Annotated in this window: 11 protein-coding genes; 8 read left to right on the top strand and 3 right to left on the bottom strand. The window is 64.9% G+C overall.

Annotated features, from left to right (window positions below; translation table 11 throughout):
- Nucleotides 1-60 precede the first annotated feature (60 nt).
- The gene (locus tag DH08_RS34030) at nucleotides 61-1,638 is read right to left on the bottom strand and encodes a trimethylamine methyltransferase family protein (protein ID WP_192183575.1); all 1,578 of its coding nucleotides are present in this window, start codon (nucleotides 1,636-1,638) and stop codon (nucleotides 61-63) included.
- Between the two features lie 245 nt (nucleotides 1,639-1,883).
- Here DH08_RS34030 and DH08_RS34025 point away from each other — a divergent pair, with 245 nt between their 5' ends.
- The 6 genes from DH08_RS34025 (at nucleotide 1,884) to DH08_RS34000 (ending at nucleotide 8,562) form a co-directional block, all read left to right on the top strand.
- Nucleotides 1,884-3,059 (top strand): MFS transporter, encoded by a 1,176-nt coding sequence (locus DH08_RS34025; RefSeq protein ID WP_192183574.1) that lies wholly within the window; start codon nucleotides 1,884-1,886, stop codon nucleotides 3,057-3,059.
- Nucleotides 3,060-3,134: 75 nt separating this feature from the next.
- The gene (locus DH08_RS34020; protein WP_192183573.1) at nucleotides 3,135-4,295 is read left to right on the top strand and encodes an MFS transporter; all 1,161 of its coding nucleotides are present in this window, start codon (nucleotides 3,135-3,137) and stop codon (nucleotides 4,293-4,295) included.
- 105 nt (nucleotides 4,296-4,400) lie between these two features.
- A complete protein-coding gene (locus DH08_RS34015) occupies nucleotides 4,401-6,470 on the top strand; it encodes a prolyl oligopeptidase family serine peptidase (protein WP_192183572.1) in 2,070 nt (689 codons plus the stop codon).
- A gap of 32 nt (nucleotides 6,471-6,502) precedes the next feature.
- A complete protein-coding gene (locus tag DH08_RS34010; protein ID WP_120012998.1) occupies nucleotides 6,503-6,625 on the top strand; it encodes a capsid protein in 123 nt (40 codons plus the stop codon).
- A gap of 50 nt (nucleotides 6,626-6,675) precedes the next feature.
- The gene (locus DH08_RS34005) at nucleotides 6,676-8,055 is read left to right on the top strand and encodes an aspartate aminotransferase family protein (RefSeq protein ID WP_192183571.1); all 1,380 of its coding nucleotides are present in this window, start codon (nucleotides 6,676-6,678) and stop codon (nucleotides 8,053-8,055) included.
- A gap of 141 nt (nucleotides 8,056-8,196) precedes the next feature.
- Nucleotides 8,197-8,562 carry a hypothetical protein gene (locus DH08_RS34000; protein WP_192183570.1) on the top strand — a complete coding sequence of 122 codons (366 nt, stop codon included), beginning with the start codon at nucleotides 8,197-8,199 and terminating at the stop codon, nucleotides 8,560-8,562.
- A gap of 282 nt (nucleotides 8,563-8,844) precedes the next feature.
- Here the strand turns inward: DH08_RS34000 and mmsB are convergent, their stop codons facing one another.
- Together mmsB and DH08_RS33990 are read right to left on the bottom strand one after the other, a co-directional pair.
- Entirely contained in the window at nucleotides 8,845-9,729 is an 885-nt protein-coding gene (mmsB, locus tag DH08_RS33995; protein WP_192183569.1) for a 3-hydroxyisobutyrate dehydrogenase, read from the bottom strand.
- Between the two features lie 81 nt (nucleotides 9,730-9,810).
- On the bottom strand, nucleotides 9,811-10,977 hold the full coding sequence (locus DH08_RS33990; protein WP_192183568.1) for an isobutyryl-CoA dehydrogenase: 1,167 nt from the start codon (nucleotides 10,975-10,977) through the stop codon (nucleotides 9,811-9,813).
- A gap of 141 nt (nucleotides 10,978-11,118) precedes the next feature.
- On the opposite strand from DH08_RS33990, the gene DH08_RS33985 reads away from it, so the two are divergent.
- Both DH08_RS33985 and DH08_RS33980 read left to right on the top strand, forming a co-directional pair.
- Nucleotides 11,119-11,733, top strand: coding sequence for a dimethylsulfonioproprionate lyase family protein (locus DH08_RS33985; protein ID WP_192183567.1), 615 nt, complete (start codon nucleotides 11,119-11,121; stop codon nucleotides 11,731-11,733).
- Nucleotides 11,733-13,208, top strand: a complete 1,476-nt coding sequence (locus DH08_RS33980) for a cobyric acid synthase (protein ID WP_192183566.1) — start codon at nucleotides 11,733-11,735, stop codon at nucleotides 13,206-13,208. The genes DH08_RS33985 and DH08_RS33980 overlap by 1 nt, the downstream gene beginning before the upstream one ends.
- Nucleotide 13,209: the final 1 nt, after the last annotated feature.

Here is a 13,209-nt window from a genome sequence, read left to right as displayed (position 1 = left end):
ATGTGGAGTCAGAATGAGTGAAAGCAGGTCGCGAACAACCGGCACGGCCGATCATGGCGATCAGAAATCGGTCGGTGCGCCGCCTTCGGCGCGGCGCTTGTCGACGAAGTCGTTGAGTTCCTCGCGGATCGCCGGGTCGATGTAGGGTTCCTCATAGGAAGCCAGCCGCTCCTTCCAGACCTTGTTTGCCTTCTCGATCGCCGTCGGCGATCCGGCTTCCGCCCAGGTCTCGAAATTGCGCCAGTCGGAAAGGATCGGCGAATAGAACGCGGTCTTGTAGCGGTCCTGTGTGTGCTGGGTGCCGAAGAAATGGCCGCCCGGGCCGACCGACTGGATGGCGTCGAAGCCCAGCGCCTCCTCGGACAGGTCGAGCGGGGTCAGGAATTCGGTCACCATCTGCAGCAGGTCGATGTCGAGGATGGTCTTCTCGTAGGAGCAGCGCAGGCCGCCTTCGAGCCAGCCGGCCGCATGCATCATCAGATTGCCACCGCCCTGGATGGCGCCCCACAGCGAGAACACGCTTTCATAGGCGGCCTGCGCGTCGACCGTGTTGGCGGCGCAGGTGTTGGAGGTGCGGTAGGGGATGTTGTAGCGGCGGGCGAGCTGGCCGCCGACCAACTGCGCCTTCATGTATTCGGGTGTGCCGAAGGCCGGCGCGCCGGACTTCATGTCGACATTGGAGGTGAAGCCGCCATAGCCGACAGGCGCGCCCTTCCTCACCATTTGAGCGAAGGCGATGCCGGACAATGCCTCGGCGTTCTGCTGCACCAGCGCGCCGGCGATGGTCACCGGGGCCATGGCGCCGGACAGCGTGAACGGCGTGACGATGACGACCTGGCCCTTGCTCGACATCTGGATGATGCCTTCCATCATCGGCACGTCGAGCTTGAGCGGCGAGTTGGTGTTGATGATGGTGAATACCGACGGTTGCTCGAGCAACTGTTCGTGGCTGATGCCGCGCGCGATCCTGGCGATCTCGATGCCGTCGACATTGCGCTCCTTGCCGAGCGAATAGATGTGGAACACCTTGTCGGTGAGCAGGCTGAGGTCGCGGATGCATTCGAGGTGGCGGACCGACGGATGGATGTCGATCGGCTCGACCGGATAGCCGCCGGTACAGTTCAGGATGTTGTGCATCTGCGCCAAGCGCAGGAAGTTGCGGTAGTCCGCCTGGCTGCCGGGCCGGCGGCCGCGATCGATATCGGAGCAGTTGGGCGCCGAGGCCATCATCGAGATGATCAGATTGTTGCCGCCGAAGCGCACATTGTGCACCGGGTTGCGGGCGTGGATGGTGAATTCCGGCGGGCAATGTGAAACCAGTTCGAGGATCATGTCGCTGTCGAAGCGCACCCGCTCGCTGCCTTCGCGCACATCGGCGCCATGGGCCTTCATGATGTGCCGTGCCTCGTCATGCAGCACGTCGACGCCGATTTCCCTGAGCACCCGCAAGGAGGCGAGGTGGATCGATTCCAGCTCGTCGTCGGACACCAGCTTGGTCGGCGTCAGCGGGTTTCTGAGTTGACGAAAGGGCGGCTGCTCGAACGCGGCCGAGCCGCCGGCGCGCTTTCCCGCGCGGCCGCCGCGCCGGGCGCGGTCGGTTGCCAGTGCCGGTTCGGCGGGATGAAGGGCGGCGGTCATGACAGGCCTCATGGAATGCGAAAGTGGGCGGCATAATGGACCGGCGGCAATGCTGCCGGTACGGAGGCGGCGACCACTAGGGCGATGGAAGCGACATGCCGGAAGGGCAGCAGGATTGCTGGTACCTGCGCGCCCAGGTGACTTGGCGCAGCGGATTTGCCGGGGCGGCCCTTCCTTTTCCCGGATCGAACCGCTAGCCGGATAGCTTGCCGGCCGCAGGTAGGCGTTTTCACAGGGATGGCAGCATGGTCGCGACCGATTCGCGCGATGGCGAGGCGGCAACGCCATGGGCAGCGCTTGCCGGCGTCACCGCGGCGCTTGCCATGTTCGGCGCCGCGCAAGGGCTGAGCTATCCGCTGTTCACGCTCTTGATGCAGCGGCAAGGCATGTCGCCGGCGCCGATCGGGCTTTCCGCCGCGATGATGCCGGTTGGCCTGCTACTCTCGGCCCCGTTCGTGCCGGCCGCCGTGCGCCTCGTTGGCGCGCGCAATCTCGCCGTCGGCTGTTCGCTGACCGGGGCGCTGTGCTTCCTGGCCATCGGCTATCTGCAGGATTGGGTCGCGTGGTTCATCCTCCGCTTTCTCGTCGGCGTGGTCATCAACCCGCTCTATGTGCTCGGCGAGGTCTGGGCGCTGTCGCTGGCGCCGCCATCGCGCCGCGGCCGGGTGATGGGCGTGTTCAACGCGCTGATGGGTGCCGGCTATGCGGCGGGACCGCTGATCCTGATCACCGTCGGGGCGTCGGGCTGGCCTCCCTTCGTCGCGGCGATATCAGGCTTTGCGCTCTGCGCGCTGATCCTGCGCGCCGTGTCGTCGAGGTTGACCGGTTTCGAGGAGGACGGCCAGGCTTCCGGCGGCCTTGTCGGCTTCGCCAGGCTGGCGCCCGCGCTGCTGTTGGCGGTATTGGTTTCGGCGGCGGTGCAGCAAAGCACCTATGCGCTTATCCCTGTCTTCGGTACCGGCTACGGCTTACCCGAGGCGAAGCTGGCGGCGCTGGTGACGGCGCTGTCGGCCGGCAACATCCTCTTGCAGATTCCGCTTGGGCTGATGGCCGAACGCTTCGGCGGCCGGGCGATGATCGTTTTTTGCGCGCTGGCGACGGCGGCTTGCGCGTTATCGCTGCCGGTGCTGATCACGACGCCGCTGGTCTGGCCGGTCCTGGTGGTAATGGGCGCGGTCGGCTACGGCGTCTACACGATGGCGCTGGTCGAGCTTGGCAGCCGCTTCAAGGGAACGGCACTTGTCGCCGGCAATGCCGCCTTCGCGCTGATGTGGGGCGCCGGCGGCATTGTCGGCCCGCCCGGCGCCGGTGCGCTGATGCAGGCGATCGGCCCGCTCGGCCTGCCGGCGGTGATCGCCGGGCTCGATGCGGTGTTGATTGCTTTCGCGCTCTACCGCTCAGCCAGACGCAAAAGCTCCTGAAAGGCTTTGGCTGGAGCAAGCGGTTTTCGCCGGCGGGGCTTACGACCATCCAGGCGACCCGCTAAGGCTGCCCACATGGATTTGGCGGAAACTGGCAGAGACGAGCCGATGCAATGGGCGGCGATCACGGGTGTGATCGCGACCGTTTCGGTGTTCGCCATCGCGCAAGGGCTTTCCTATCCGCTGCTGAGCTTCATCCTGCAGCGCCAGGGCGTCTCGCCGGCCATGATCGGCCTCTCGGCGGCGATGACACCGGTCGGCTTCATCCTGTCGTCACCGCTGATCCCGGCGTTGGCCCGCCGGTTCGGGGCCGGGCGCACGGCGCTCACCTGTGCAGCCCTATCCGCGCTGGTGCTGGCGCTGATCGGCTGGACGCAGAATGTCTATCTGTGGTTTCCGCTGCGCTTCCTGATCGGCGTAGTCACCAACCCGCTCTATGTTCTTAGTGAGATCTGGGTGATCGCACTTGCCCCACCGTCGCGGCGCGGTCGCGTCATGGGCGTCTATTCGACGATCATTTCGGCCGGTTTCGCCGCCGGTCCGCTCTGCCTGCTTGCCGTCGGCACCGAAGGCTGGCCGCCGTTTCTGGTAGGGATTGCCGCCTTCGTTTTTTGCGGTGGCTGCCTGGCGTTGGTGCTGCCTCGGTTGCCTAAAGTCGACGAGGCCGGGCACGGGGTTTCGGTGATGGGGTTCATGCCGATGGCCTGGCTGCTGCTGTCGACGGTCGTCGTGGCCGCCGGCTTCGAGCAAGCGGTGTTGGCGCTGCTTCCGGTCTATGGCACCCATTACGGCATTGCCGAAGCCCGTATGTCGGCGCTGCTGTCCGTGATGATTGCCGGCAACATCGCCATGCAGGTGCCGCTCGGCCTGCTGGCGGAGCGGCTGACGGCGCGCCTGGTGCGGTTCATCTGCGTGTCGCTGACCGTGCTCGGCTGCGCGCTGTTGCCGCTGCTGATCGAGACTCCGCTGATCTGGCCGTGCGTGTTCGTCTGGGGCGCGGTTTCCTACGGCATCTACACGATGTCGATCGTCGAACTCGGCGAGCGTTTTACAGGCTCGGCCCTGGTCGCCGGCAATGCTGCCTTCTCGCTGATGTGGGGCGTCGGCGGCATTCTCGTGCCGCCGCTCACCGGCGGCGTCATGGATGTGATCGGCGCGCCCGGCCTGCCGTTCACGCTCGGCGCTATCTGCCTGGCGCTGGCGGCGGCGACCGTCTTGCGTCGGCGGATGGTGTGAACGCAAGCCGCTTTCGGTCGCGATGACCTTACGCCACCATCTTGAATGTGGGCGCCTGCAACGCGATGTAGGCAGGGCTGCCTGATAACGCCTTGGAGACCGCGCGTGACCCAATCGACGACAAAACGCCTGAATGAATCCGCCGCCGAGGATCCGCATCTCTGGCTGGAAGACAGGACCGGCAAAGAGGCGCTCGACTGGGTGCATCGCCAGAATGAAGTGACGGTCGGCGAATTGCAGGGCGATCCGTCCTACCAGGCCGCGTTCGAAACCGCGCTCGACCTGATGACGGCCGAGGACAACATCGCCGTCGGCGCCGCGCTCAATGGCCATGTCTACAATTTCTGGCAGGACAGGACCAATGTGTTGGGGCTCTGGCGCCGCACGACGGTCGCCTCCTACAAGACCGACAAGCCCGAATGGGAAACGATCATCGACTTCGACGTGCTCTCGGCCAAGGATGGCGTCAAATGGGTGTTCAGCGGGGCGAGCCGCCTCTATCCCGACTTCACCCACTGCCTGGTCTCGATGTCGCCGGATGGCGGCGATGCCAGCGAGATGCGCGAGTTCGACATCGCGGCGAAATCCTTCGTCGAGGACGGCTTTCGCGCGCCAGCCTCGAAGTCGGGTTTCTCCTGGTTGGACAGGGACACGGTGATTGTCTCGGCCGCCTTCGAGGAGGAGGACAAGACCCAGTCCGGCTATCCGCGCGTGGTCAAGCTCTGGCGGCGCGGCACGAAACTGGAAGACGCGACGCCGATCTTCGAGGCCGAAAAACAGGATCTCGCGGCCGGTGGCGGGGTCGAGATCGACGGCGACAGGCGGCACCTGTTCCTCGCCCGCACCATCGACTTCTTCTCCTCGCACAGCTTCCTGCGGCTGCCTTCAGGCGAGAACAGGCGCATCCCGCTGCCGGACGACGTCACAGACACAGCGATCTTCAAGGGGCAACTCATCTTCGGCGTGCGTAGCCCTTGGACCGCGCCGGACGGCACGCGCTGCCTTCCCGACGCTCTGTATTCGGTGGATTTCGAGAGCTGGATCGAAACCGGGGTGCTGGGGCCTGTCGAAACCGTGCTCGAACCGGCGCACCGGGTCTCGATCGCCGGGCTCGCGCGCACAGAGGAGCGACTGTTCATCAATCTGATGGACAATGTGCGCGGCAAGGTCATCGCCTGCGACCGCGTCGGCAGCGGCTGGTCGCTGAAGCCCGTCGCGCTGCCCGAAAACGGCAATGTCGGTATCAGCCATGCCGAGCATTTCGGCGCCAGCGTGTCCTTCTCCTTCACCGATTTCCTGACGCCGAGCTCGATCATCTGGTCGGACAATGATGGCGAGACGCTGGCGACGGTGAAGTCGCAGCCGGCACGCTTCGACGCTTCGCCCTATGTCTCCGAGCAGTTCGAGGCGCGCTCGAAGGACGGCACCATGATCCCGTATTTCGTCGTCCGGCGGCGCGACCAGAAAGGGCCGGTGCCGACGCTGCTCTACGGCTATGGCGGTTTCGAAGTGCCGCTGCTGCCCGGCTATGCCGGCGTGCGCGGCAGGCTCTGGCTGGAGAAGGGCAATGCCTATGTGCAGGCCAGCATCCGCGGCGGTGGCGAGTTCGGCCCGGCTTGGCACCAGGCGGCGCTCAAGGGGAACCGCCAGAACGCCTTCGACGACTTCGCCGCGGTTGCACAGGATGTCGTCAGGCGCGGCATCGCCACCGCGGCTTCGCTCGGTATCCAGGGCGGCTCGAATGGCGGCCTGCTCACCGGCGTCTCGCTGACCCAGCGCCCTGAGCTATTTGGTGCCGTCATCATAGACGTGCCGCTGCTCGACATGTTGCGCTACACCGAACTGCCGCCCGGCGCTTCCTGGATGGCCGAATATGGCGATCCCTCGAAGCCGGAAGAGGCGGCGTGGCTTGGCGCCTACTCGCCCTACCAGCATGTCGAGGCCGACGCCGCCTATCCGCCGGTGTTCTTGACCACCTCGACCGCCGACGACCGCGTCCATCCCGGCCACGCGCGCAAGATGGCGGCGCGGCTGCAGGCCGCCGGCCATGCGAAAGCGCTGTTCTTCGAGGAGACCGAGGGCGGGCATGGCGGGCGCGGCGATCGCCGGCCGCAAGCGGCACAGGCCGCGATGCGCTATGTCTTCCTGCAGCGGGCTTTAACCGCCACGGCTTGAACACAAGGCCTCGGGCGGCTTAAGGTGCCGCCATGGCTCTGATGAAGACATCCAGCGCATTCGGGGTGGCGGTGACGCCGTCACCGCGCACGCTGCGTGCCGAGCTTCTGCGCCTGTGCGCCCGCATCGGCTATTCGCCGCCTGCCTTCCTCTGACGAATCCGCCCCGGCCTTGCCGGATTGATTCAAGAGGAAAGACCAAACTCATGACCTATCAGAATTATTCGCTGAAGCAGCTTCAGCAGATCGACGCCGCTCATCACCTGCATCCGTTCACCGACCACAAGGAATTGCGCGAGGTCGGCTCGCGTATCATCACCCATGCCAATGGGCCGTTCATCTACGACGCCGACGGCACGGAAATCCTCGACGGCATGGCCGGGCTGTGGTGCGTCAATGTCGGCTACGGCCGCGACGAGCTGGCCGAGGCCGCCTACGCCCAGATGAAGGAGCTGCCCTACTACAACTCCTTCTTCAAATGCTCGACGCCAACGCCGGTACTTTTGTCCAAGAAGCTGGCGGAACTGGCGCCCAAGGGCGTCAGCCAAGTGTTCTACGGCTCATCCGGCTCGGAGGCCAACGACACGGCACTGCGGCTTGTGCGCCACTACTGGGCGCTGGAAGGCCGACCGGAGAAGAACCGCATCATCTCGCGCAAGATGGGCTATCACGGCTCGACCATCGCCGGCACCTCGCTCGGCGGCATGGAGCCGATGCACAAGCAGCTCGGCGGCGCGGTTCCCAACATCGTGCATGTGATGATGCCCTATGCCTATGAGTTGGCGCTGCCCGGCGAAAGCGACCATGATTTCGGCCTGCGCGCGGCCAAGGCGGTCGAGGACGCCATCCTCGAAGCCGGCGCCGACAAGGTTGCCGCCTTCATCGGCGAGCCGGTGATGGGCGCGGGTGGGGTGAAGATCCCGCCGATGAGCTATTGGCCGGAAGTGCAGCGCATCTGCCGCAAATACGATGTGCTGCTGATGCTGGACGAGGTCATCACCGGCTATGGCCGCACCGGCGAGTGGTTCGCGGCGCAAACCTTCGGCATCGAGCCCGACACCATCACCACGGCCAAGGCGCTGACCTCAGGCTACCAGCCATTGTCGGCGCTGCTGGTCGGTGACCGTATTGCCGCGACGCTGGTCGAGAAGGGCGGCGAGTTCTATCACGGCTATACCTATTCCGGTCACCCTGTGGCCTGCGCCGTGGCGCTGAAGAACATCGAAATCATGGAGCGCGAGGGCCTTGTCGATCGCGTCAGGAACGACACCGGGCCATACTTCGCGCAGGCGCTGCAGGAGCGCATCGCCGGCCACAATCTGGTCGGCGAGGTGCGTTCGATCGGGCTGATGGGCGCGATCGAGATCGTCAAGGACAAGGCGACCAAGGAGCGCTTCCTGCCGGCCGGCAGTGCGGCCGTCACCGTGCGCGACCACGCCATCGCCGAGGGCATGATGCTGCGGGCCACCGGCGACACGATGATCCTGTCGCCGCCGCTGATCTGGACACGCGAGACCATCGACATGGCCTGCGAGCGCATCGCCAAGGCGCTTGATCTCGCCGAAGCGGATCTGCGCAAGCGCTAAGACGAATGACGGCTGGGCGCCTTTTGTTTCGGGCGCCCGGCCTCAAACCAACTTTCCTGATGATATCAGGGAACGAATAGCCCACATCGCGCTTAGTGTCCGGGACAGGCCACACCGGCTGCAGTTGGGGCAACGATTTTCATGACAAAAACCGGCAAGAGCCGACGGGCGTTGGAAGCGGCCGCGATAGGCCAGGATCTGATGCTGGCGCCGCTGGTGGCGGCGATGCGGCTGCCACTGATGGCGGCAGATGTGCGAAATGGCCAAGCCTGGGGAACCGAGACCGCTCGCGCCATTCATGAAAAAGCGGCCGCGATTGCCAAAGGCGCGTTTGCCGCGCAAATGGAGCTGTTGCAATCCACGGCGCACTTCTGGCCGGAAGTTTTTTCTGGCCGCATGCCATCGCTGTTCAACGGTATCGCCGCTGAGCGATCGTTTAGCGCTGCGCTGAAGCCGGCCAGCCGTGCCGTAAAGGCGAATTTTCACCGGCTGTCGGCAAAGACTTGACCTGTACAAAGCGGATGAGTGGTACCCAAACGCAAAAACCGCGCCCCACCGGGAACGCGGCTTTGCCAGATACGCATGGCGTTTCGCCAACAAAACACTTGCGAAACTTACGGGCTCCGGTACGCGAGACCTGATCCGGAGCGCCGGGCGGATGCGATATGTCCGCCTCGCTGTCCGTTTTATAGGCACATCGTTACCGGTCGGTTATCGAGAACTTAAGCAAATCTAAATTTACGGTCGTTCCGCCGGAAAAAGCGAAAAAAGCGCTGTGAAATTCGAAGCTTAATTGGAAGCGCCGCGCAGGAAATTTATGATGCCGGAAAAATCGGCGCCGGCATTCCCCTGCTCGTTGAACAGCGCGTAGAGCTGCGTCGCCTCGGCGCCGAGCGGCGTCACTGCGCCGGCGCCTTGGGCGGCCTCCTGCGACAGCTTCAGATCCTTCAGCATCAGTGCGGCGGCAAAGCCGGGCTTGTAGTCGCGGTTGGCAGGCGACGCCGGAACTGGGCCGGGCACCGGGCAGTAGCTGGTCAGCGACCAGCATTGGCCCGACGAGGTCGAGGCGACATCGAACAGCGCCTGGTGCGAAAGCCCGAGTTTTTCCGCCAGCACGAAGGCCTCGGCGACGCCGATCATCGATATGCCGAGGATCATGTTGTTGCAGATCTTTGCCGCCTGTCCGGCGCCGTCTCCGCCGCAATGGACGACGCGGCCGGCCATCGGCTTGAGGATCGGCTCGGCCGCCGCGAATGCGTCGTCCGAGCCACCAGCCATGAAGGTCAGCGTGCCGGCAGCGGCGCCGCCAGTGCCGCCGGAGACCGGCGCGTCGATCGACGCCAGCCCATGCCTGCTTGCGATGGCATGCGCCTTGCGCGCCGATTCGACGTCGATGGTCGAGGAATCGATGAACAGCGCGCCTTTCTTCGCCTTGGGGGCGATGTCCTCATAGACCGACAGCACATGTTTGCCGGCCGGCAGCATGGTGATGACCGCATCGGCGTCCTTCACCGCGGCAACCGCATTGGCCATGATGACGACGCCATGCTCCCTGGCGACGGCGAGGTTCTCCGGCAGCAGGTCGAAGCCGTGCACCGCATGCCCAGCCTTGACCAAATTGGCGGCCATCGGATTGCCCATATTGCCGAGGCCGATGAAGGCGATGGTGGTCATCGAAATGTCTCCCGGTCTTTTGTTTTGATGCATGTCGTTATCCCAAAACCGCTGCGCACTTTTGGGCGACATGCATTGGCGTCAGCGGCCGATCAGCGCGCGGGCGATGATGACCCGCATGATCTCGTTGGTGCCCTCGAGGATCTGGTGGACGCGCAGGTCGCGCACTAGTTTCTCGATGCCGTAGTCGTGCAAATAGCCGTAGCCGCCATGCAGTTGTAGGGCGTCGTTGGCGACGTTGAAGCCGGTGTCGGTGACGAAGCGCTTGGCCATGGCCGACCATTTTCCGGCGTCGGGTGCCTTGCGGTCGAGCTTCGAGGCGGCGGTGTAGAGGAACATCCTGGCCGCCTGCAGCTCGGTCTCCATGTCGGCGAGCTTGAACTGCAGCGCCTGGAACTGGTTGATCTTCGACCCGAAGGCCTTGCGCTCCGCGGTGTAGGCGAGCGCCTTGTCGAGCGCCGATTGCGCGCCGCCGAGCGAACAGGCCGCGATATTGAGCCGGCCGCCGTCGAGGCCGGCCATGGCGATGCCGAAACCGGCGCCTTCGCCCGAAAGCAGGTTTTCCGCCGGCACCTTGCAGTCCTCGAAGATGACCTGGCGGGTCGACTGCATGTGCCAGCCCATCTTGTGCTCGTTGGCGCCGAAGGAGAGGCCAGGCGCATCCTTCAGCACGACGAAGGTGGAAATGCCCCTCGGCCCGTCGGCGCCGGTGCGCGCCATGACGACATAGAGGTCGCTGTCGCCGGCGCCAGAGATGAACTGCTTGGCGCCGTTCAGCAAATAGTCGCTGCCGCTTTTCACCGCACGCGTCTTCAGCGCTGCCGCATCCGAGCCGGAGCCGGGCTCGGTCAGGCAGTAGCTTGCCAACCATTCCATAGACGTCAGCTTCGGCAGGAAGCGCTGTCGCTGCTCCTCGCTGCCAAAACGGTCGATCATCGAGGCCACCATGTTGTGGATCGAGATGAAGGAGGAAAAGGCTGGGTCGGCACGCGACAGCGCCTCGAAGATCAGCACGGCGTCGAGCCGTCCCAAGGCCGAGCCGCCGACATCGTCGCGAACATAGATGCCGCCAAGGCCGAGCGGGCCGGTTTCGCGGATCACGTCGGCGGGGAAATGCTTCGCCCGGTCCCAGTCGAGCGCGTTGGGCGCGACGCGGTCGGCAGCGAAGGCTTGCGCCATCTCCTGTATGGCACGCTGCTCCTCGTTGAGTTCGAACTGGCTGGTGCTCGCATCGACCGCGGCGTCCATGGCGTGCTCCCTATGTCCTTGGCCGGTCTCTGGCCTGTCGTTTTTGGCTTTGCGCGCTGCTCAATCTAGACCAATGATGCCGCCGCGCAACCCGACGATCGGTGAAGCGGCTGTGCGCGAATGGATCCAGCGGAGCAAAGAGTGCCGACAAATTTCAATGACCTCCTCGATGGCTTCCATGGCTATCTGGATACGGTGGACAGCCCGCTGGTGCGGGACGCCGTGGCGCAAATCGAGTGGAACATGACGGCCCGTGCACTGGCGCCGCATGCGCTACCTTGCCTTCGCCACCTCGATCGTATTGTCGAGCTTGCTCCGGCCGACGCCAGGCCGTTGACGCGGCTGCTGGCCCGGCGCCGGAACGAATTCCGCTGGGGGCAGACCTACAGCGTGCCCGATTTCGGCGCGGCATTCCTGGAAAAATATGGCTGGCTGGAGGTGTTCGGCACGCGTGGCCATTTCGCCAATGACGAGGTCGCGGCCGGCCTGCTGATCCTCGGGCCTGGCATCGTCTATCCCGACCACCATCACATTGCCGAGGAGATCTACGTTCCGCTGACCGGCGGCACGGAATGGCGCATGGGTGAGGGCGGCTTTGAGGTTCGCGAGGCCGGCGAGGTGATCCACCATGCCTCGAATGTCAGCCACGCCATGCGCACGGCCGAGCAGCCGCTGCTGGCGCTCTATATCTGGCGCGGCGGGCCGCTGACGCAGAAGTCCGAAATCACCGGCACCGTTGAACAGGGCAGGGCGTGATGGCCAGGGCGATCATGCTGCAAGGCACCGGCTCTGATGTCGGCAAGACCGTGCTGGTGGCGGGCCTGTGCCGCGCGGCGAAGAAACGCGGGCTGAAGGTGCGGCCGTTCAAGCCGCAGAACATGTCCAACAACGCCGCCGTCGCCGACATTCCCGGCGACAACAATGCCGGTGGCGGCGAGATCGGCCGCGCGCAGTGGCTGCAGGCGATCGCCTGCGGTGTTGCGCCGTCTGTCCACATGAACCCGGTGCTGCTCAAGCCGCAGACCGATATCGGCTCGCAGGTGGTGGTGCAGGGCAAAGTGTTCGGCGAGGCCAGGGCGCGCGACTACCAGGCCATGAAGGGCCGGCTGATGGAGGCCGTGCTGGAGTCCTGGGCCAAGGTTGGCGAGGGCGCCGACCTGGTCATCGTCGAGGGCGCGGGGTCGCCGGCCGAAATCAATCTTCGCAGCCGCGACATCGCCAACATGGGCTTTGCGACGCGCGCCAACGTACCGGTGATCCTGGTCGGCGACATCGACCGCGGCGGCGTCATCGCCTCGGTCGCCGGCACGCATCTGATCCTGCCTGAAGACGACCGGCGCATGATCGTCGGCTACCTCATCAACAAGTTCCGCGGCGATGTCTCGCTGTTCGACGACGGCATCAAGGCGATCGAGAAATTCACCGGCTGGCGCTGCTTCGGCGTCGTGCCATGGCTGAAGGCGGCAGCGCGCTTGCCTTCGGAGGATTCGGTGGTGCTCGAACGGCTGGCATCAGGCGAGAAGCGTGCGCTGAAAGTGGCCGTGCCGATGCTTGGCCGCATCGCCAACTTCGACGACCTCGATCCGCTCAAGGCCGAACCGCAGGTCGAGGTGGTGTTCGTGCCGCCCGGACAGCGGTTCCCGGAAGACGCCGGGCTGGTGGTCATTCCCGGCTCCAAATCGACGATCGGCGATCTGCTGAAATTTCGCGACAATGGCTGGGATCGCGACCTTCTCGCGCATCGCAAACGCGGCGGCCATGTCGTCGGCATCTGCGGTGGCTTTCAGATGCTGGGCCGCATGGTGCGCGATCCCGACGGAATCGAAGGCAGCGTCACCGAGGCAGAAGGCCTCGGTCTGCTCGACTTCGAAACGGTGATGGAGCCGGAAAAGATCGTGCGCAATTCCAGCGCCCGGTCGCTACAGTTCGACCTGCCGCTGGAAGGTTACGAGATCCATCTCGGCCGCACCACCGGTCCGGACATGGCGCGACCTTCGGCCGTCATCAATGGTGTCGAGGACGGAGCGGTTTCCGCCGACGGCAAGGTGATGGGCACCTATCTGCACGGGCTGTTTTCCGCCGACGCTTTCCGGGCAAGATTCCTGGAAAGCCTCGGCGTCAGGGGCGGCGGCATAGACTATCGCGCCGAGGTCGAACGGGCACTGGACGAGGTCGCCGCCGAACTGGAAAGCCATCTCGACTGCGACGCGATTTTTGCGCTGGCTCGTTAGA

It is taken from the genome of Mesorhizobium amorphae, from assembly GCF_014843845.1.
Taxonomy (GTDB): Bacteria; Pseudomonadota; Alphaproteobacteria; order Rhizobiales; family Rhizobiaceae; genus Mesorhizobium; species Mesorhizobium amorphae_A.
The sequence above is the reverse complement of the archived record's forward strand: the minus strand, read 5'-3'. Positions and strand labels throughout refer to the sequence as shown.

Coding starts and splice junctions, on each gene's coding strand:
- DH08_RS34030 (WP_192183575.1), bottom strand. CDS start 1,638: ATGACCGCCGCCCTTCATCCCGCCGAACCGGCACTGGCAACCGACCGC.
- DH08_RS34025 (WP_192183574.1), top strand. CDS start 1,884: ATGGTCGCGACCGATTCGCGCGATGGCGAGGCGGCAACGCCATGGGCA.
- DH08_RS34020 (WP_192183573.1), top strand. CDS start 3,135: ATGGATTTGGCGGAAACTGGCAGAGACGAGCCGATGCAATGGGCGGCG.
- DH08_RS34010 (WP_120012998.1), top strand. CDS start 6,503: ATGGCTCTGATGAAGACATCCAGCGCATTCGGGGTGGCGGTGACGCCG.
- DH08_RS34005 (WP_192183571.1), top strand. CDS start 6,676: ATGACCTATCAGAATTATTCGCTGAAGCAGCTTCAGCAGATCGACGCC.
- DH08_RS34000 (WP_192183570.1), top strand. CDS start 8,197: ATGACAAAAACCGGCAAGAGCCGACGGGCGTTGGAAGCGGCCGCGATA.
- mmsB (WP_192183569.1), bottom strand. CDS start 9,729: ATGACCACCATCGCCTTCATCGGCCTCGGCAATATGGGCAATCCGATG.
- DH08_RS33990 (WP_192183568.1), bottom strand. CDS start 10,977: ATGGACGCCGCGGTCGATGCGAGCACCAGCCAGTTCGAACTCAACGAG.
- DH08_RS33980 (WP_192183566.1), top strand. CDS start 11,733: ATGGCCAGGGCGATCATGCTGCAAGGCACCGGCTCTGATGTCGGCAAG.